Source organism: Pseudohongiella nitratireducens (genome assembly GCF_001642735.1).
Taxonomy (GTDB): Bacteria; Pseudomonadota; Gammaproteobacteria; order Pseudomonadales; family Pseudohongiellaceae; genus Pseudohongiella; species Pseudohongiella nitratireducens.
The window spans coordinates 16,432-36,287 of record NZ_LWHM01000018.1; the positions used below are offsets into that span (position 1 = coordinate 16,432).

The window sequence follows — 19,856 nt, forward strand, 5'->3', positions numbered from 1 at the left end:
AAAATACAGGACGGCAATTCATGAGTGCGGGAACGGGCAGCATTGCACTGGCAGTCGGCCAGAAATTAAAGGTACCCACGGGTGTCGCAAATTACCTGTATTTATACGAGGCTGACGGGCTGATCGAAGTCCAGCTATTCAAAAACAACAAGGTAATCGAGACGCACAATGTGTCACGTCTCACAAACCTGCCCAAAAAAGATTTCGACCTGATCCAGATCAAGAATCTGCATACGGAAGAAAACACCATCCGTGCGTTCTACGGAACCGGCGACTATGATCCACCAGCAGACCGGACTGAGGTCACCGTCAATGACACCACTCCGCTACGCGTGGACGTGGTAGACGGCCAATTCTACATTGATGCGGTAATCGCACCACCAGACGAATTTGAAGCACTGGCAGACGTTACAGTCACAAATTCCGCGACACTGGTGTCAGCGGCAGGTGCCAACAAAAAATACACTTACATCGAAGTGCCGGAAGATGCAGACACGGGAGTCCGTGTAGGTGATGCAACCGTGACCACCAGCAAGGGGCTGAAAATTAACCCTGGTCAAACGGCAGAGTTCTACAACGCCGGGGCGCTATACGCCATCCGTGCAGGTGCCACAAACGTGACAGTTTCACGCATGAACGGCAATAAGGCGGTGTAAATGGGTATTGCAACCAACGTCTTAGGCATCCTAAAACTTGCAACCGGCGCGGCCAGAATCGGGCGCGGTGGATCCACTGTTGACGCTGATCTGACAACGCTGGAAAGCGGCCAATCAACACTCAATGACTCACTGACGGCTGAGGCCGGGAAGGTGGCAACGCTGCAACGCCAGGTCGTGCCATTGGCGAGGGCTGTGCGTGTTGCTATGACTGGGGCGAGTAGTGGGAGTCGTGGCATCATGGCTCTGGACAACGCGCAGCTTGATAACGGCACGAATGATCACTCGCTTTTCAGCAAATTCAATATTGCCGATGTATCGCCAGACGCTGCTGTGCGGCTTGATTACAAATATCAGGACGCGTCAAACTACACTGATTTTTATGTGACAACGGGCGGCAATCTACGCTATACCGCTGTTGTCGGTGGTGTGACAGTTTTTGACGTCACATCAACTGCTGTGATTCCTGCCGTGTATGCAGATGGCGCCATTCTTAGTGGCGTTTCGCTGACACGCGAGACCGCCTCTGCTGCTGGGTCTGCCGCGTTCTACATTGACGCTTCACAGCTTGGCGATGCGGTATCAATCACTGCCGCCGCAACTGTCGATATCAGCAACACTGGCAACGCGTATTTCATGGGCACTGACTCTGTTCGTTCTGAATGCTCATGGTTTGAAACGCTGCGCTACAACCGCGCCCTATCCTCAACAGAAGCCCTCTCGCTGGCAATCAATGGGCCGGATTTGGCTGATGCTGTTAGGGCGAGTCAGGTGGATATAGTTGGCGGACTTGATTTTACTTCCGGATGGACTGATTTGGGCACAGTGTCCGCCACTAATACTACTGGATTTACCGTTGGCTCGGGAAACAGCGGGAAAAGGAAACAATATCCTATAAGGTCCTCGCCATACATAACTAGATTGCGTATAAAAGGCACGCTAGTCGGGACCTCTATGCAAATTCTGAATTGGTCTGCAACTGAGATATATGGGACTGTTGGCGAGGGGTCTTTTGATAGATACATCGACTTTTATCACACACAAGACACAAGAGGGTTTTATGTAAGGCTGGTCAACTCTGGCGGTTCTGTCGAATTTGATTTTTTTGAGGCGCGCAATATCGGCATCACCGCCCACTACAACGCCGCCGACGCCCAGTCAGACACAGGCCAAGTCCTCGACTCCAGCGGCAACGGCAATCACGCGCTGTTGCCTGCAAGAGGCGCGAATATCATCCCGCAGCCAGAAGGCTTGCGCCAGGTCAAAGCAACACTGACATGGAGCGGTGATTCATCTGCAAAATACCTTGTCAGCAATCAGGACATTCTCCCTGAAGGTGCTGAAATCGAACGCGTGACAGCAGTGATTGAAGGGAAGCCAATTGATGGCACCCTGGGTGACAGTGCGGACAATGACCGTTATTGCACACTGGAACAAAACACCGGGCTGATTGAAGGCAGCAACCGGCTGGCACTTTCTGAGCGGACAACAGACGGCACAAACCGTGAATTGTTGTGGACACCTTCAGCAGCGTTCACCGGCACCATAAAGTTCACTATTCATTATTTCGTTGGGGAGCAATAAAGCGATGGCATTAACAGTAAATACCGGCGTTGAATCGCACCCGGCCATTGATGTGCTTTGCATTAACACGGAGCACGGGACAGTTGATTTTCAGTTCATGGGTGACGGCGGCAGCGGTGTCAGCTTCATGAGTCACCCGTTGTCAGTTGAGGCTGACGGCGAGAAAACACTAAACCAGATACTGGCTGAGATTGCAGCGGCCAGCGTTGCGGATATCGAGACCAATGCAGAGTAAGAATTTTATATCAGCTGATAAAGCCGGGATCGGTGGCACTGATGATCTGTCAGCGTTGCTGGCAGGTATCGCTGGTGACATTACTGCGTTACAAGGCCGAATTGAAGTAACTACTGGTACATGGTCTCCGCAGTGGGTTTTTACGTCTGGCTCTTGGGATGTTTTCGACGGTCTGACAGCCGGAAAGTACACAAAAATTGGCAATTTGGTCATCCTGCATTTTGCTATTGCAACAAGTTCAACCAACAGTTCGCCGTCTGGTAGCGCCAGAATTACCAATTTGCCGTTCGCAGTACAGACACAGGTTCCAAATGTGGCCGCGTGCGCTGTTTATGCAACGGGCTTCAGCACTGCGTTTCCAAATATCGCTATGGCTCAGAATAGTACCGAGATATCGCTGTATCGGACAGAACCGAATGCAGAGCCGACAGCAGTCACGGCGACAACGATGGCGGCAGGGGCTGGCCAGAATTTTGTCAGGGGTTGCCTGATGTATTACACACCGGATGCTTAGCAATGAATACAACATTGAAAACAGTTCTGATACTTGGGGGGCTTATGCTGGTCGGAACCTATGGGGCGCGAAAATTACTGGTACCGCGAGGGATCAGGAACAACAACCCTGGCAACATTAAACACTTTGAGTCGAACGCGTGGCACGGTAAAACCGGTGTTGATCCTGACGGGTTCGTCATATTCGGTGATGCGGCAGACGGCATTGATGCCATCGGCGAAATTATAGACAGCTATCGTAATCGCGGTGTTGTGACTGTTCGTCAGATTATCGAGACGTATGCACCGGCTGAAGGCCGTGATGCAAATGACGTTGAATCATACATTGCGCATGTCCAGCAATTAACCGGCTGGCAGTCATATCACATACCAACACGGTTTAATGATGGCTATTTGCCACTGGTCAAGGCAATTATCAAACATGAGAACGGCCAGAATCCTTATTCTGATCAGTTCATTGAAGATGCACTGAACCGGGCAACGTGAGGCCGCTATGCTACTTGAAACCGTTGTCCCAGCACTGATACCCGTTGCCGCCGATGGCGTCCGGGCATTGTTCAACAAGTTTACCGGTGGAGCCGGGGCGAAACCGGCAAACGTGAATGAAGTCGTTGCATTGATGGCGGCAGAGACTGATCGCCTAAAGGTAATTGCGGAGATTGACAAGGCGGCACCGAACGTCAGCGGGTGGGTGAACAACATCAGGGCATTACAGCGGCCTGTGGCAACAGTCATGATTATTGGTGGATATCTGTCCACGTTCTGGCTGGTCGTAGAACCTGAAATATCAGAGTCACTGGCCAGCTATGCACAAATGGTCACGTTCTATATTTTCGGTGATCGCACTTATATGTATTTCAGGAAGGGGCGCGAGTGATGGAAGCAGAACTATTCAAACTGCTGGCCGGTGCCGGTGACGTGGCAACGGTGGCTATTCTGCTGATGTTCTGGCGTATTGATAAACGGGTCAGCCGGTTGGAATGGCAGGCTGCATTAGATAACAGCTAAGGGGGAAGGTATGGCAAAGCGTGGAGTAAAGGGTAACGGTCGTCTGAAAAAGGGCTATCGATTTGCTAAGGGTGGCCGGGTAGTCAAGGCCAAAAAGCGCAAGTAATCGAAGGTTGAAACGCCATGTTAGGGGGTGCCACTGGTGCCCCTTCTTTTTGTCCCAAATTTGTCCCAGTAGATGGCGCTGGATGGCGGTAAGTGTCGCCGGGTGTCTTGTAAGTGTCCATGAAAATCAGTAACATACTGAAATTAAAAGGCAAAAGAGAGGGTTCGAATCCCTCCCTCTCCGCCATATCAAACAAGCTTCACAGCCAGCCCCTGGCACTATCAATCTAAAGCATGTCAAAGTGACTCCCGGGAGGGATGAGAACCCGATAGAGGGTCGATTGGTTGCGCAGCAACCAAAGACGAGCGCCTATGGCGCGAAGCCCGCAGGGTCGATTTAGCCCTTAGGCTAAAGCGATCAATCCTCTCCCTCTCCGCCATATCAAACAAGCTTCACAGCCAGCCCCTGGCACTATCAATCTAAAGCATGCCAAAGTGACTCCCGGGAGGGATGAGAACCCGATAGAGGGTCGATTGGTTGTTTGACATAGCAGTTTAATGACAAAAAATTGATATAAATCTGATTCCGTCTCCCCATAACCTGTATGTTATCAATATAAAGACAATGTGGAGTTGATCTGATGATGACATTAAAAAGATTGTCGTATCTGGTTTTCACAGGAATGGCCACGATAAGTCTGGCAAGTTGCAGGCAATCGCCCGCGCCCGACCACAGTGAACTGGACAGGCAGGCATCTGCCATTTCCCAGCAATTTGTTGATACCTTACTACCGACACTCCAGTCAGCTATGGCAACCGGTGGGCCTACCCAGGCCATTGAGATCTGCTCAGTACGTGCGCCTCAGATTGCTGCGGAATTAAGCGATGAGTCAGGCTGGTCCGTCAGGCGAGTCAGCTTAAAACCTCGCAATCTGGCGTTAGCAGAACCGGATAGCTGGGAGAAAGAAGTGCTGGAAGCGTTTGATCAACGCCAACGAGCCGGTGAAGCGGGCTCAACAATCAAGTCTTCTGCTGTCGTCAATAGTGAATACCGCTTTATGCAGGCGCAGCCTGTCATGCCACTTTGTTTAACCTGTCATGGCCAAATTATCAACGAGGAAGTGCATTCAGCCCTGGCAGCGTATTATCCGGGTGATATGGCGACAGGTTACGTTGAAGGCCAGATCAGAGGTGCAATTAGTTTACGTACTTCAATTCCTTGAGAACGCTTCATGACCACATGCCTGGAATAGTTATTAGTCAGTGAAAGTTTAAACGGTAACCAGTCTTTCATTTCACCAAGGAGTTTTCACCATGCTTAAAAGACACGGGATATCCATCGGAATCGAGCGAACTGGTCAGCATTTTTTCTTGTGTCTGAAAGCGCAAGGCAAACTGACGCATGAAGACTATCAAACCATTACACCGCTGGAGTATTCTATTATGAAATGTAATATCGGTAAAATTGATCGTGTCATAAGAATCATACTCGGACTGGGTATCATTAGTGCCGGGTTTTACTTCCAGTCCTGGTTAGGTGTGATTGGTCTTATACCTGTGGCGACAGCTGCTATGGGCTGGTGCCCATTGTATCTGCCACTAGGCGTCTCAACCTGCCCAGGGCAGAAAGATTGAGACATCATGTTATTCGTGTTATTTGCTGCTCTGGCTATGGTTGGCTCAAAGTCAGTCATTTGCCGCAAATGAATGACGAAAGGCCATGGTTGCTCATTAGCGCAACCAAGAGAGCTTAATGGCAGGGAACTGTTTATGACACATTCGGAGAAACACCGCTCCCATCGTATTGGGTGGCTTCGTGCAGCAGTGCTGGGTGCTAATGACGGTATAGTCTCGACTGCTAGCTTAATCATAGGTTTTGCCGCAGCCAATGCCGGTTTGGAAAACATACTTTTGGCAGGCGTTGCTGGTCTGGTAGCTGGTGCGATGTCAATGGCTGCAGGTGAATATGTGTCTGTCAGTTCTCAATCAGATACAGAACACGCGGATATAGCACTGGAAAAAAGGTCGTTAGATGAAGACTATGACTCCGAATTAGCAGAACTTGCTGACATCTATGAAGCCAGGGGATTGGATGCGGAGCTTGCAAAGCAAGTGGCTGAAGGGCTAATGGCGCATGATGCACTTGGCGCACATGTGCGAGATGATATAGGTATACCGGACAACAACAGTGCCCAACCCATACAAGCGGCTTTCTTTTCAGCTGTCACTTTTTCAGTTGGTGCAGCTCTGCCTTTACTGATTGCATATTTAGGGCCACCTCAACAGTTAATTTTACCTGTGGCAGCAGCATCATTGATTTTCCTGGCATTACTGGGCGCATTGGCTGCCAGAGCAGGAGGGGCAAGTATGATGAAAGGGGCTTTGCGAGTCACTTTCTGGGGGGCTTTTGCAATGTTATTAACCGCAGCTGTGGGGCAGTTATTTGGTGTGACTGCCTGATCTCGAACAGGTCGAGGAGGGTGAATGGCCGTATCAGGCGGAAGATAACAGGGCGTTATCGTCACTGTTCGACATTAGCACGGCATATGCCTATGATGGGGTTTTCTAACGTGTCCGTGAAATCGGAGTCAAGTCGCTTCATGGGCCTAATGAGACTCTGAATCTGGAATATCTACATGTTGTTGCCCACCCTCACGCTTTTAACATGTTTCCTGTTGATAGCGACTTTGCTACCGATATCCAATCACACTCACTGGCTCATTAGAGGGCTGGACTTTCCTCGCTTACAGATCGCTATTGCTGCAATATTGCTATTGATATTCCAGTTACTTGTTCTGGAAATAACCAGACCATCTTCGTTGTTGCTGATTTGCGTCTCCGGTTTCTGCCTGTTCTGGCAGTCCTGGTGGATAGTGCCATACACGCCTCTGTTTCCAAGAGAAGTGAAAAGAGCAGAAAAAAACTCTCAAAAACCCAGTCTGAAGATTCTGACTGCCAATGTCTTGACCCCTAATCGTAATTCCCAGGCTCTGATATCCCTGGTCAAACAGCACAAACCGGATGTTCTGGTGACCCTTGAATCGGATCAATGGTGGCAAGATCAGTTGAGCGTGCTTGAAGATGACATGCCTTATACTATCAAATGTCCACTCGATAACCTGTATGGTATGCATGTTTATTCCAGGCTTCCTTTAACTGAAACAGAAACGTGCTACCTGGTTGAAGATGGTGTGCCTTCAATGCATGCATCCGTTCGGCTCTCTGACAGAGTTCGTGTTCGTGTCCATTTTCTCCATCCCTCTCCACCAAGCCCGACGGAGAACCCTGAGTCGCAGGAACGTGACGCCGAGTTGATCGTGGTCGCCAAAAGCATTGCTGACAGTGCACAGCCTATTGTGGTGACTGGTGATCTGAATGATGTGGCCTGGTCAGAAACCACAAGGCTGTTTCGTAAGATTAGCGGGTTACTTGATCCGCGTATTGGGCGGGGCATGTTCAACACCTTCCATGCCGATTACCCCTTTATAAGGTGGCCCCTGGACCACCTTTTCCATAGCGAACACTTTACCGTCAAAACGATTAAGAGAATGCCCTCCATTGGTTCAGATCATTTTCCGTTACTGACCACCCTGGTGTTTTCGCCTAAAGCCATTCCTGAAAATGAGGGAATAGATGCTACGGCGGAGGATCGCAGCCGGGCAGATGAGATTGTGGAAAAAGAAAATGTCAGCAAGTCCGAAATACCTCAGCCTACGGCACATGCTAAATGAGTGGCATAAACTGTAGAATCAGTCATTAACAATATTAATGGTGTCGTGAACGATGTTTGAGTGGATCGTTAGTCCGGAAGCCTGGGTAGCATTGGCCACATTGATGGCACTGGAAATTGTGCTCGGTATCGATAACATTATTTTTATTTCGATTCTGGTCAGCCGTCTGCCTAAACAACAACGCGGTAAAGCCAGACAGATCGGGATATCCCTGGCAATGATTTCTCGACTGGTACTACTATTCAGCCTGGCCTGGGTGATGGGGTTGGTTGAACCGATGTTTAGCGTGTTTGGGCAGGAGGTGTCGGGCAGGGACATTATTCTGGTTGCTGGCGGTTTGTTTCTGCTTGCCAAGTCCACACATGAAATCCATGGCAGCTTTGAAATTGAAGAGGCATCAAAGAAGCAGTTAGCTGCTTCCGGTTTTGCCTCCATTCTCGTACAGATTGCTGTGCTTGATCTTGTGTTTTCGCTGGACTCGGTCATTACTGCTGTTGGCCTGGTCGACCATTTAAGTATCATGGTCATCGCTATTATCGCCTCAGTTGGCGTTATGCTTATTGCTGCAAAACCAATAGGCGATTTTGTCGATGCGAATCCAACCATTAAAATGTTGGCGCTGTCATTTCTGATTCTGGTGGGTTTTACTTTGATTGCCGAAGGGTTTGATGTGCACATTCCGAAAGGGTATGTGTATTTTGCGATGGCATTTTCCTTTATTGTCGAAATGCTGAATATCAAACTGAGATCGCGCAAGACGCAGAACTCCAAAACCCTTCAGTTATCCAAGAAAATATCTGATGAGCAAGAATCATAACCATGAAACTTACTAAGAAAGCTGTTTCGCTCCTGATACCGTTGTTTCTCCTGAGTTGCGGAGGCAACCAGGTCAGGCTTTCGGAGTTTGACGAAGTCTTCGAAACCGAAATCCTGGATAATGGCACAAAATTTTTCACTTACCGCCTTATCCGCAAAGCCCCAATGGGAGCAAGAGATGCAGTAACCCTTGAGCCTGGATTGAATGATATCGAAGAGCAGAGCAGGCGCACAGGCCCTGGTGCCATGAGGTCAGGCGGAGGACCGGGCATGGATCTCAACTTTGATGCAATAGAAGAGCAGCTTGAACTGAAGCTGGTTGAAACCGGTTATTGCCGGGATGGCTATCTGGAACTTGATTCATCTTCCATAAATGGTCAGTACGCTATCCGGGGGGAGTGTCGGGAAGCTGCCAATGAAAATGACCGACAAACATTTAACAATACTCAGAGCTTATGATTCAAATGATTTTCCAGTCTTCCTATCAAATTGATCGTAGACCGTTTTGTATCCGCGTTTTGACTGCCGTGCTGCTTTCGACTGTCGTTTGCTCAAATGCCATTGCAAATGACAACGACCCACGTGCCCGAGAAGCAGGGGTAGCGCCAGGTATCTATCAGCCAGGTCCACTCAATGCCATCACAGACGTGTCGGGCGTGCAGGTGGGGCATGTCTCCCTGATAGAGGGTGATGACATTCGCACAGGTGTTACAGCGATTTTGCCGCATGGCGATAACCTCTATCAGAACAAGGTGCCAGCCGGGTATGCGCAGGGCAATGGCTACGGCAAAATGATGGGCACGACGCAAGTGATCGAACTGGGTGAGCTGGAAACCCCGGTTCTGCTGACCAACACGCTGTCAGTTCCTGAGGCCGCTGCGGGCACCATTGAGTGGACGCTGGCACAACCTGGCAATGAGCAGGTGCGCTCCGTTAATGCGGTGGTGGGTGAGACCAATGACGGACGTATCAACAATATTCGCTTACGTGCCATTAAACCCGAGCATGCCATTGAGGCCATTAACCAGGCAGTTAGCGGTCCGGTTGAGGAAGGTAGCATCGGTGCTGGAATGGGCACAGTAAATTTCGGCTGGAAAGGGGGCGTTGGTACCAGTTCTCGGGTATTGCCAGATGAAAATGGTGGTTTTACTGTTGGTGTGCTGGTGCAGACCAACTATGGGGGAGAGCTGCATATCATGGGCGTGCCCATAAACGCAGAGGCCTTGAATACTGCAGCAGCACGTGTCGCCCAGGAAGCCTCACCGGATGGTTCTGTCATGATCATCATTGCGACTGACGCACCACTGTCAGATCGTAATCTTGAAAGGCTGGCCAAACGCTCTTTTTTGGGGCTGGGCAGAACCGGTTCAGCAATGTCCAATGGTTCAGGGGATTACGCACTGGCTTTTTCAACCGCCGAATCGGTTCGACGCACAACAGCACGCAGAGCCATGCTGAGTCGTATTGCTGACTGGCCGAATGGCGAAATGACACCATTGTTCCAGGCAGCCGTGGAGGCAACAGAGGAAGCGGTCTATAACGCATTGTTTAAAGCTTCAGATGTCAGGGGGGTGAATGCTGAACGCTACCCGCAACTGCCGGTTTCTGCGGCTCTGCAGATCCTGCGTGACAGACGTGCTATTGAGTGAGTAGAATGCTGTTATGATTTCATCGACGTTTACATATGGTTCGAATGGCATGCAGTCTGCCTATCAGGGCATGACGCGTTCTGCACAGGACATTGCCAATGCCAGTGTGGCCAAGCCGGTAGCTGCAAATTCGCCAGCTAATGCTGTGCACCCGGTACCAGCCGGTGAGGACATGAACACGGCGCTGGTCGGCATGAAACAACAGCAACATCTGTTCAATGCTTCTGCAAAGGTTTTCAGTACCGCTGATCAGCAAATAGGCACTTTGCTCGATACCACTGCCTGAAAACTGATCAGTGCCCGTCACATTATCCACTTGAATCGCCCGGCGATATTGTACATAATGCCGCCCCTGCATTGATGCGGTGTTAACCGGGTTGTTGCAGCCACAGTCGCCCAGACTGTGAGACGCGTTATGGTACCTCTTGTCGGTCCCCGCGCAATGATATGTCGTAAACCCCGCCAGGCCCGGAAGGGAGCAACGGTAGCGACGGACTCATGTGCCGTGGTGTGGCTGGCAGGAGGTATCTCCAAACCGATCCCTCCTGTCTGAACTATCTCTTGCGTAGCTTCCTCTTGTGTAGCCTCCTGATACTGGCATCACCGTCATTTCTTGCCAGCACAGTCTGTCACTCCCTTGCTGATTCCCTTACAATGCCCCTTTGACATTATTCAGTAGCGAAACCGCATGGCATATCAGGTACTGGCGCGAAAGTGGCGCCCACTCACGTTCAAGGAAATGGCTGGTCAGACGCATGTACTGCGCACGCTGATCCATGCACTGGATGCACAACGCCTGCATCATGCTTATCTGTTTACCGGTACCCGGGGGGTTGGTAAAACCACCGTTGCACGTATTCTGGCGCGCTGCCTGAACTGTGAGACCGGTGTCACGTCCAGCCCCTGTGGTGAGTGCGGAACATGTCAGGAAATCATGAGTGGTCGCTTTATCGACCTGATTGAGGTGGATGCGGCATCACGAACCAAAGTCGAAGATACCCGCGAATTGCTGGAGAATGTCCAGTACGCACCATCGCGTGGTCGTTACAAGATTTACCTGATCGACGAAGTTCACATGCTGAGCACGCACAGTTTTAATGCCTTGCTCAAAACCCTGGAAGAGCCACCGCCACACGTTAAGTTTCTGCTGGCAACCACTGACCCGCAAAAATTGCCGATCACCGTGCTGTCGCGTTGTCTTCAATTCCACTTGAAGAACCTGGTGCCATCACAGGTCGCCAATTACCTGCAGTCAGTCTTGACGGCTGAAGGCATTGAGTACGAAGAAAAAGCCTTGTGGCTGCTGGGGCAGGCTGCCGCCGGCAGTATGCGTGATGCGCTAACCTTGCTGGATCAGTGCATTTCATTTGGCGAGGGCGTGGTTAAGGCTGATGCAGTCGCAGAATTACTGGGCACGCCTGACTTTGAGCGGATATACAGCATTCTGGATGCCTTGAGCGAGCGCGATGGGGAAAGCCTGTTAGCACAGGTCGAAGAAGCTGCCACGCAAAATCCGGATTTTGTAGCCTTGGCGACGCTGTTGCAGAAAACCCTGCATCGCCTGGCGCTGGCACAAACCGTTCCGGCGGCGGTCAGCAATGACGATGGTCAGCAGCAACGCCTGATGGAATTGGCAGGGCGTTTCTCGGCTGATGATGTGCAATTGTACTACCAGATTTGTGTACAACTGCTGCAGGAACTCACCAATGCCAGTGAGAAACGCATTGGCTTTGAAATGGCCTTGTTGCGCATGCTGGCCTTTAGCCCGGATGTTTTCGCCGGATCTCATGGTAGCGTAGATCACGCGAAAGGCAGTGGTGAGGACGCGACAGCCAGCAATGACATAAAAAAAAAGTCTGAATCGCCAACCGCTGTAACTCAGCCACAGAACGACCCTCATACTGAATCGCCAGAGCCAGAGCCAGAGCCAGAGCCAGAGCCAGAGCCAGAGCCAGAGCCAGAGCCAGAGCCAGAGCCAGAGCCAGAATCTGAGACGGTATTGTCTGTGGAGCAGCGGCCTGCTGAGGAACAGCAGGCCGAGTCAGTTAAAACCGCCCCTAAGGCACCGCCTTCTGCAACACATGAGCAAGGTGCACCCTGGGAGTCTGACCATGCAGAGTCCCCGATACCTGCATCGGCATACGAAGAATTCCGCGAGTCATCGCAACCATCATCCAGCCAGGTGCCAGCCAGGGACACGACACCTGATGAGTCAGCATCTGGTCAGGCGCACGCGCATCACGAAGAGAGCCGTGAAATTCCACCGCGGGAATCTGATGTGAAACCGGTTTTGCCTGGCAAAATTGGACTGACTGATCTTACTGACACAGAAACCTGGTACCAGTTATTACAGACTATCGGCATGAACGGTATCGCTCCCAGCTTGCTTTGGAATTGCCTGGTGGAGAAGATAGAAGCGGATCAAATACATTTGCTGCTGGATGAAACGCAGTCAGCCTTGTATTCTGCTGACCAAAACAATGCCCTGACCAGCTTGCTGACGCAAAAACTGGCAGGAGATTGTAAGGTTAAGGTCACTGTGACTGCAGTGACAGCTGAAACGCCCGCAGCTCGGCGCCGCCGTGAAAAAGCAGAAGCCATTGCGGCACTGGAAAACCGTTTTCAGGCAGACCCCGGGGTCATGGGGTTATTAGCCAGGTTTGATGCAAGTATTGAAGAAATGAGGATTGAGAAATGACAGATATCAATGAGTTAATGAAACAAGCTAAACAAATGCAAGAGAAGTTTCAGGAGGCTCAGGCAGAGGCTGCCAAAAGAAGCGTAATCGGTGAATCAGGCGCCGGCCTGGTAAAAATTGAAGTCGGTGGTCGTTATGATGTCAGACGTGTTGAGATCGACCCTGACGTCATGAAAGAAGACAAAGAGATGGTTGAAGACCTGGTGGCTGCAGCATTTAATGATGCTGTTAAAAAGCTGGAAGAGACCAACAAGGACACCATGAGTCAGATGGCTTCTGGTTTCCAGATGCCAGAAGGATTCAAGTTTCCATTCTGATGCTTAGTCCACTATTACAAAACCTGATTCAGGCACTGCGTGTGTTGCCCGGTGTTGGTCCCAAATCGGCCCAGCGGATGGCATTCTATTTATTGCAACGCAATGTGGATGGCGGCAAGCAGCTTAGCGAAGTGCTGGCAGATGCCCTGGAAAATATCGGTCAGTGCCAGCAGTGCCATACCTTGACCGAAGCAGATTTATGCGGCATCTGCAGTAATCCGCGCCGGGATCAATCCGTGCTTTGTGTAGTGGGTTCACCGGCAGATCTGCTCGCAATTGAACAAAGCGGCAGCTATCAGGGTTTGTATTTTCAGCTCACAGGCCACCTGTCTCCGATTGACGGCATAGGCCCGGAAGAAATAGGCATAGATGCCTTGATGGAGCTGGTCGCCAGAAAACCGGTAGAAGAAGTGATTCTGGCTAATAACCCGACAGTAGAAGGCGAGGCGACGGCGTATTACATCGCCAACCTGCTCGCTGAACAATCAATAAAACTGACCCGTATTGCCCATGGCATTCCAATGGGTGGCGAACTCGAATATGTCGATGGCGGTACGCTTACCCATGCATTCAACGGCCGGCAGCAGTTCAAATGACAGATCAGGTACCACAAAATTTATCGGATTCATCAGCCATCCAACCGCCCGATTCGCAATATATAGTCGATGATGCTGAACTGGCCAAGGCTTGTGCCTATCTGCAACGTGCCAGCGTGCTGGCACTGGATACCGAATTTGTTCGCACCAATACCTTTTATCCCAAACCGGGACTGATTCAGATAGGTGATGGCCAGCGTATATTTTTACTGGACCCGCTGACCTTGACGCAATGGCAACCGTTTCTCGACTTGCTGGCCGATCAGCAGATTACCAAGGTACTGCATTCAGGATCTGAGGATCTGGTCCTGTTGCAGCACACCTTTGGTCAGTTGCCCGAACCTATGTTTGATACGCAAAAAGCAGCGGCATTCCTGGGCTATGGCGCTAATCTCAGTTACCTGAATATCGTCAAAGAACTCATCGGCGTAGAGCTGGAAAAGGGCGAGACACGTTCAGACTGGTGTGCTCGGCCGCTGAGTGAACGACAGCTGCATTACGCGGCGCTGGATGTGCATTACCTGCCTTCCATTTACGAGACATTGCGGCAACAGCTGGACGAGAAAGGCTATTTGCGCTGGTTGCAGGATGAATGCCAGCAAATGCTCGATATTGCCTGGCAAAACGAAGATGACGCCTTGTGGCCAACCCTGTTTATCAACGTCGGCGGTGCCTGGCGACTGAACCCACAGCAACTGGCGATATTGCAGCAATTGGTGATCTGGCGGGAAATCACGGCTCGTCAGCGTAATAAGCCCCGTAACTGGATTGCCAAAGATGCCGAACTGATTCTGCTGGTGCAACGAAAACCTCAGGACAGACAGGCGCTGGCAGCAATCAAGGATGTCAGCAAATCCCTACAGCAACGCGATGGCGATGCCGTACTGCAGATCCTTCACCAGGATGCTGAGCTTTCGCCACAGTTTAATGCGCTGGCAACAACGCTTAAAGCCACCTCTGGTCAGCCTTTGCCGCCTGCGCTCCGGCCGGCTGTTAAGCGGTTGCAACGAGCCGTCAGTCAGGTAGCGGAAGATGCTGGTATCGCGGCTGAACTGCTGGCCAGGAAGAAAGTACTGATTGAATTTTTGCAAGCCAACATGCATTGTCAGTCTGAGGAGCGTCTGGTCTGGCCTGCCGGAGTCGATGGCTGGCGTCGTGACCTGTTGAAAAAGCCGCTGTTTGAGGCGCTTCGGGATCAACCGGCTGAAGAGGCTTAAGGTTTTGGCAAAGGGGTTGAAACAAGGTGTTGCGAAGCTGGTAAATGACCAGGATCGTGAACTGGCCGATTTGCCAGTGCATGAGCCTGGAAACCAGGCTGGCCTGAGAGATAAATTCTGGGAGTTACCGTTAACGTCGCTGACATCCCGCGAGTGGGAAGCACTGTGCGATGGCTGTGCACGCTGCTGCCTGCATAAATTGCAGGACGAAGATGATGACCTTGAGCTTTACTACACCCGAGTCGTCTGTCAGTACCTCGATGAGGACACTTGTCAGTGCCGGCACTATCAGACCCGGCAACAACTGGTGCCCGACTGCCTGGTGATGGACCCGGAGATACTTGAGGAAGCGGTTGACTGGATGCCGTCCACTTGTGCCTATAAATTGCGCTATTATGGAAAGCCGCTGGAAGACTGGCATCCACTCATCGCGGGCAATCGCCGTTTAATGGATGAGCGGGATATATCGGTGACCGGCAAGGTGATTCCGGATTCGCATGTCTCCGAGGATGGAATAGAAGAACACATTATTCGTTGGGTCAGTCATTAACATCCTCTGACTGCCCGCTGGCAAGGACGATATGAGAGCCATAATTTGATGCTGGATATTTACGGATACCTGACTAGCTGGGGCGTGTACCTGGTAGCCGGCACGCTTTGCTATATCCTGTTCTATAAGGCGACCGGCAAAATTCCTTACAAGTGGCTGGCAAATCCGCTGCGGGGCATCATGCTGGCTGTAACCTTTACACCCTGGTATGTCGCCGCTGATTCGGATCTGATGGCGCCTGCCTTGATGGTGATTGCCCTGGATATGATTACCCTGGGAGGCGACGCATTTATCAGGGCGGCTGTCCCATTGGTACTGGCGATAGGGCTGGGGATTGTGTTATCACTGATCTGGACGATTTTCCGCGCGCGAGCCAAGCGGAACTAATTCAATCCAGATCAGATATCAGGAAGCGCCGTGAGTGATAATGGGAGTGGCATGACCGGGACAGCACCGGCAATGAAATTTCAAAGTACAGCCAGCTATGTCGCAACCGAAGACCTGCAGATGGCTGTTAACGCTGCAGTCACCTTGCAAAAACCGTTGCTGGTTAAAGGTGAACCGGGCACTGGTAAAACCATGCTGGCTGAACAGATTGCCGACTCACTGGGGCTGAAGCTGGTCGCCTGGCATATCAAGTCCACGACCCGCGCTCAGCAAGGTCTGTACGAGTATGATGCCGTTTCTCGCCTGCGTGATTCCCAACTGGGCGACGACCGGGTTCATGACATCGGCAACTATATCCTCAAAGGCAAACTCTGGCAGGCGTTCGAATCGGAAGAACAGGTTGTGCTGTTGATTGATGAAATCGACAAGGCTGACATTGAGTTTCCCAATGATCTGTTGCTCGAACTCGACAAGATGGAGTTTCATGTCTACGAAACGCAGACACAGATCAAGGCGAAACACCGTCCGATTGTCATCATTACCAGTAATAACGAAAAAGAACTGCCCGACGCTTTTTTACGCCGCTGTTTTTTTCACTATATCCAGTTCCCGGACCGCAATACCCTGCAGGATATTGTCCAGGTGCATTACCCGGATATTAAGAGTGAACTGCTAAGCCATGCCCTCGATGTCTTTTTTGATGTCCGCAAAGTACAGGGCCTGAAGAAGAAACCTTCTACCTCTGAATTGATTGACTGGCTGAAGTTACTGATGTCAGACGATCTGCCTGAATCCGTGTTTCAGGATAAAGACGCTTCAAAAGCCATCCCTCCGCTATACGGTGCTTTGCTCAAGAACGAACAGGATGTCCATTTGCTTGAGAAACTCGCATTCATGCATCGCGCCAAGCGGTCATGACACAGTCATTCATGTCCCTGGAATGATGAAATCATGCTGATTCGTTTCTACCTGACATTGCGTGACCATGGTATTGCCGTTTCATTGACCGAACTGTTCAATCTTTATGGTTGCCTTCAGGCAGGGTATGCCTTTGCCGATACTGATGCCTTCTACCGCCTGGCACGAATCTGTCTGGTCAAAGACGAAAAGCACTTTGATAAGTATGACAAGGCTTTCGCTGCTTTTTTTGAGCAGGTAGCGATTCTGGATAAGGCACTTGATATCCATCTGCCGGAAGAATGGTTGCGCAAGGAGTTTGAGGCGGCGCTTACGGATGAAGAGCGCGCCATGATCGAAAAAATGGGCGGCCTTGATGCGGTCATGGAAGCTTTCCGGGAACGACTCAAAGATCAGAAAGAACGTCACCAGGGTGGTAATCAGTGGATTGGAACAGGTGGCACATCTCCCTTTGGCGGGTTTGGCTATAACCCGGCCGGTATTCGAATTGGCCAGTCTGAAGGTCGGGAAGGGCGCGCCATTAAAGTTTGGGAGAAAAGGCAGTTCAAGGACCTGGATGACAGTGCCGAAATTGGTACCCGCAATATAAAAATGGCCTTGCGCCGACTGCGCAAATTCGCCCGCAGTGGTGCTGAGCAGGAGCTGGATGTTAACGACACCATCACTTCAACTGCCCGTCGAGGCGGTCTGCTCGATATCAAAATGGTTCCCGAACGGCATAATGCCGTAAAAGTCCTGCTCTTCTTTGATATTGGCGGCTCCATGGACCCTTATGTGCACCTGTGTGAAGATCTGTTCTCTGCTGCCAAGTCAGAGTTCAAGCATATGGAGTACTTCTATTTTCATAATTTCATCTACGAATCGGTATGGAAAAAGAGTCGCAGACGTCATACAGAGACAACGCCGTTGTATGATGTGATCCACAAGTATGGACCTGACTATAAAATCATATTTGTGGGTGATGCCACTATGGCCCCCTATGAAATTACCGAAGCAGGTGGCAGTATCGAACATTACAATGAAGAGCCGGGTGCTGTGTGGATGCAGCGCATGACCGAGCACTTTGACAAAGTGGCCTGGATCAACCCGGTGAATGAGAGTTATTGGCGACATGGCTATTCGATCGGTATTGTCCGAGAGCTGATCGAAAACCGGATGTTTCCCATGACCGTAACCGGTCTGGAGTCTGCCATGTCATACCTTGCACGTTAGGGCAGAACACTAATGAGGAATAATAACGATGTATGCAAGTGAGGCAATGTCCAGCCGGGAAGATCTGAATCCTGAGAATTTTCAGACTATCCGTGAAGTGTTCGAAAACAGTTTTGAAAAATATCCTGACAACCCGGCATTTTCCTGTCTGGGTCATCAAATAACCTTTCGCGAACTGGACATTAAAAGTGCCCAGCTGGCTGAGTGGTTAATCAATAACAGTGGCCTCAAAGCAGGCGACCGTATTGCTATTCAGTTACCTAATGTTCTGCAGTTTCCCATCGCAGTGGTGGCTGCTGCTCGCGCCGGGCTGGTTATTGTTAATACCAACCCGCTGTACACATCCCGGGAAATGCTGCACCAATTCAAGGACTCGGGCGCTCGCGGTATTATCATCCTCGAAAACTTCTGCCATAACCTGCAGAAAATTCTGCCTGAAACCAACATTCAGTGCATTGTTACCACGCAACTGGCGGATATATTGCCTCAGCCCAAGCGGACTTTGATGAACCTGGCCGTGCGCTACCTGAAGCGCATGGTGCCGTCCTGGCGCATCCCCGGCACACATTCGCTGCCATCCATTTTATCGACCATGCCCGAGCAGTCAGCTGAAGCTAACCGCCAGGTTGGCAGAACCGAAGACCGCGCCCGAAACCGTGATGATCTGGCTCTGATTCTCTATACCGGTGGCACCACTGGCCCGGCAAAAGGGGCCATGCTGACGCACAGCAACCTGGTTAATAACATGATGCAATTACGCAGTGTCAGCCAGTATCTGATCAATGATGGCAGTGACACGATCATTGCGCCATTGCCGCTTTATCACACCTATGCCTTTATGCTGCATTGCCTGACGGGCTTCTATGCCGGTAATCATAATGTACTGATCCCCAACCCGCGCGATCTGGATGATTTGATCAAGACATTAAAGTCGCTCCCGGAAATTAATGGCTTTGTTGGTATCAATACGCTGTTTCTGGCGATGTGCCGACACAAAGATATTGACCAGGTCGACTTTAGCAAGATGCGCTTTACTGGTTCGGGCGGCATGGCACTGACAATCCGGGTGGCAGAGGAGTGGCAACGGGTCACTGGCTGCCAGGTATATGAAGGTTATGGTCTGACTGAGTGTTCACCGGTGGTCAGTATCAACCCGCATGACGATGTTCGCATTGGTACCGTGGGTATCGCTGTCCCTGGCACAGATGTAAAAACCGTGGATGAACAAGGCCAGGATACGGGCTTTAATGCCAAGGGCGAGTTGCTGGTGCGTGGCCCCCAGGTGATGAAAGGCTATTGGCAAAATGAAGAGGCGACGCGCAAATCCATCGATGAAGAAGGCTGGTTCAAGACCGGTGATTATGCCGAAATCAGCGAAGATGGCTTTATTCGCATCGTTGACCGCAAAAAAGACATGATTAATGTCTCTGGCTTCAATGTATTTCCCAGTGAGGTGGAAGAAGTTGTAAACTCGCATCCCGGCGTGGCAGAAAGCGCAGCGATTGGTGTACCCAGCGAGAAAAGCGGGGAGTCGGTAAAGCTGTTTGTTGTGCGTCGAGATAATGTCCTGACTCTGGATGAGCTGACTTCATACTGCCGGGAAAATTTAACGGCATACAAAGTCCCTCGTGAAATTGTGTTTGTTGATGACCTGCCAAAATCCAATGTTGGCAAGATTCTACGCCGCGAGCTCCGGGAACAGGAAGAAGCCAAGAGCTGATATT

24 protein-coding genes and 1 other RNA gene are annotated in these 19,856 nt (G+C 50.8%); all 25 read left to right on the forward strand.

Annotated features, from left to right (window positions below; all coding sequences use genetic code 11):
• Positions 1 to 20: 20 nt before the first annotated feature.
• Positions 21 to 656 carry a hypothetical protein gene (locus tag PSCS_RS06685; protein ID WP_068811100.1) on the forward strand — a complete coding sequence of 212 codons (636 nt, stop codon included), beginning with the start codon at positions 21 to 23 and terminating at the stop codon, positions 654 to 656.
• 240 nt (positions 657 to 896) lie between these two features.
• Complete coding sequence (locus PSCS_RS06690; RefSeq protein WP_158662855.1) at positions 897 to 2,240, forward strand: hypothetical protein; 1,344 nt, start codon at positions 897 to 899, stop codon at positions 2,238 to 2,240.
• Positions 2,241 to 2,244: 4 nt separating this feature from the next.
• The gene (locus tag PSCS_RS06695) at positions 2,245 to 2,475 is read left to right on the forward strand and encodes a hypothetical protein (protein WP_068811102.1); all 231 of its coding nucleotides are present in this window, start codon (positions 2,245 to 2,247) and stop codon (positions 2,473 to 2,475) included.
• Complete coding sequence (locus tag PSCS_RS06700) at positions 2,465 to 2,989, forward strand: hypothetical protein (RefSeq protein WP_068811103.1); 525 nt, start codon at positions 2,465 to 2,467, stop codon at positions 2,987 to 2,989. Before PSCS_RS06695 ends, PSCS_RS06700 begins: the two co-directional genes overlap by 11 nt.
• 2 nt (positions 2,990 to 2,991) lie before the next feature.
• Positions 2,992 to 3,474, forward strand: coding sequence for a hypothetical protein (locus tag PSCS_RS06705; protein ID WP_082866316.1), 483 nt, complete (start codon positions 2,992 to 2,994; stop codon positions 3,472 to 3,474).
• 7 nt (positions 3,475 to 3,481) lie between these two features.
• Entirely contained in the window at positions 3,482 to 3,865 is a 384-nt protein-coding gene (locus tag PSCS_RS06710) for a hypothetical protein (protein ID WP_068811105.1), read from the forward strand.
• On the forward strand, positions 3,865 to 3,996 hold the full coding sequence (locus tag PSCS_RS16245) for a hypothetical protein (RefSeq protein WP_267889995.1): 132 nt from the start codon (positions 3,865 to 3,867) through the stop codon (positions 3,994 to 3,996). Before PSCS_RS06710 ends, PSCS_RS16245 begins: the two co-directional genes overlap by 1 nt.
• A gap of 686 nt (positions 3,997 to 4,682) precedes the next feature.
• The gene (locus tag PSCS_RS06715) at positions 4,683 to 5,264 is read left to right on the forward strand and encodes a Tll0287-like domain-containing protein (RefSeq protein ID WP_068811107.1); all 582 of its coding nucleotides are present in this window, start codon (positions 4,683 to 4,685) and stop codon (positions 5,262 to 5,264) included.
• Positions 5,265 to 5,355: 91 nt separating this feature from the next.
• Positions 5,356 to 5,676, forward strand: coding sequence for a YgaP family membrane protein (locus tag PSCS_RS16330; RefSeq protein WP_308426228.1), 321 nt, complete (start codon positions 5,356 to 5,358; stop codon positions 5,674 to 5,676).
• Between the two features lie 135 nt (positions 5,677 to 5,811).
• Positions 5,812 to 6,501, forward strand: coding sequence for a VIT1/CCC1 transporter family protein (locus PSCS_RS06725; protein ID WP_068811109.1), 690 nt, complete (start codon positions 5,812 to 5,814; stop codon positions 6,499 to 6,501).
• Between the two features lie 176 nt (positions 6,502 to 6,677).
• Entirely contained in the window at positions 6,678 to 7,772 is a 1,095-nt protein-coding gene (locus tag PSCS_RS06730; RefSeq protein ID WP_317621790.1) for an endonuclease/exonuclease/phosphatase family protein, read from the forward strand.
• A gap of 52 nt (positions 7,773 to 7,824) precedes the next feature.
• Positions 7,825 to 8,589: a TerC family protein gene (locus PSCS_RS06735; protein WP_068811111.1), complete on the forward strand. Its 765-nt coding sequence runs from the start codon at positions 7,825 to 7,827 to the stop codon at positions 8,587 to 8,589.
• 2 nt (positions 8,590 to 8,591) lie between these two features.
• Positions 8,592 to 9,047, forward strand: coding sequence for a hypothetical protein (locus tag PSCS_RS06740; protein ID WP_068811113.1), 456 nt, complete (start codon positions 8,592 to 8,594; stop codon positions 9,045 to 9,047).
• On the forward strand, positions 9,044 to 10,237 hold the full coding sequence (locus PSCS_RS06745) for a DmpA family aminopeptidase (protein ID WP_229694702.1): 1,194 nt from the start codon (positions 9,044 to 9,046) through the stop codon (positions 10,235 to 10,237). The genes PSCS_RS06740 and PSCS_RS06745 overlap by 4 nt, the downstream gene beginning before the upstream one ends.
• A 13-nt stretch (positions 10,238 to 10,250) precedes the next feature.
• The gene (locus PSCS_RS06750; RefSeq protein WP_068811115.1) at positions 10,251 to 10,523 is read left to right on the forward strand and encodes a hypothetical protein; all 273 of its coding nucleotides are present in this window, start codon (positions 10,251 to 10,253) and stop codon (positions 10,521 to 10,523) included.
• Between the two features lie 140 nt (positions 10,524 to 10,663).
• An RNA gene (gene ffs / locus PSCS_RS06755) (signal recognition particle sRNA small type) lies at positions 10,664 to 10,760 on the forward strand.
• Between the two features lie 165 nt (positions 10,761 to 10,925).
• Positions 10,926 to 12,935: a DNA polymerase III subunit gamma/tau gene (gene dnaX, locus PSCS_RS06760; protein ID WP_068811116.1), complete on the forward strand. Its 2,010-nt coding sequence runs from the start codon at positions 10,926 to 10,928 to the stop codon at positions 12,933 to 12,935.
• Complete coding sequence (locus PSCS_RS06765) at positions 12,932 to 13,252, forward strand: YbaB/EbfC family nucleoid-associated protein (RefSeq protein WP_068811118.1); 321 nt, start codon at positions 12,932 to 12,934, stop codon at positions 13,250 to 13,252. Before dnaX ends, PSCS_RS06765 begins: the two co-directional genes overlap by 4 nt.
• Positions 13,249 to 13,848: a recombination mediator RecR gene (gene recR / locus PSCS_RS06770; RefSeq protein WP_188619165.1), complete on the forward strand. Its 600-nt coding sequence runs from the start codon at positions 13,249 to 13,251 to the stop codon at positions 13,846 to 13,848. Before PSCS_RS06765 ends, recR begins: the two co-directional genes overlap by 4 nt.
• The gene (gene rnd / locus PSCS_RS06775; RefSeq protein ID WP_068811123.1) at positions 13,845 to 15,065 is read left to right on the forward strand and encodes a ribonuclease D; all 1,221 of its coding nucleotides are present in this window, start codon (positions 13,845 to 13,847) and stop codon (positions 15,063 to 15,065) included. Before recR ends, rnd begins: the two co-directional genes overlap by 4 nt.
• A 4-nt stretch (positions 15,066 to 15,069) precedes the next feature.
• Positions 15,070 to 15,615 carry a YcgN family cysteine cluster protein gene (locus tag PSCS_RS06780; protein ID WP_308426227.1) on the forward strand — a complete coding sequence of 182 codons (546 nt, stop codon included), beginning with the start codon at positions 15,070 to 15,072 and terminating at the stop codon, positions 15,613 to 15,615.
• A gap of 48 nt (positions 15,616 to 15,663) precedes the next feature.
• Positions 15,664 to 16,002: a hypothetical protein gene (locus PSCS_RS06785; protein ID WP_068811125.1), complete on the forward strand. Its 339-nt coding sequence runs from the start codon at positions 15,664 to 15,666 to the stop codon at positions 16,000 to 16,002.
• 72 nt (positions 16,003 to 16,074) lie between these two features.
• A complete protein-coding gene (locus PSCS_RS06790; protein ID WP_068811152.1) occupies positions 16,075 to 16,920 on the forward strand; it encodes an AAA family ATPase in 846 nt (281 codons plus the stop codon).
• Between the two features lie 33 nt (positions 16,921 to 16,953).
• Positions 16,954 to 18,132: a vWA domain-containing protein gene (locus PSCS_RS06795; protein WP_068811127.1), complete on the forward strand. Its 1,179-nt coding sequence runs from the start codon at positions 16,954 to 16,956 to the stop codon at positions 18,130 to 18,132.
• A gap of 28 nt (positions 18,133 to 18,160) precedes the next feature.
• Positions 18,161 to 19,852 (forward strand): AMP-binding protein, encoded by a 1,692-nt coding sequence (locus PSCS_RS06800; protein ID WP_068811129.1) that lies wholly within the window; start codon positions 18,161 to 18,163, stop codon positions 19,850 to 19,852.
• Positions 19,853 to 19,856: the final 4 nt, after the last annotated feature.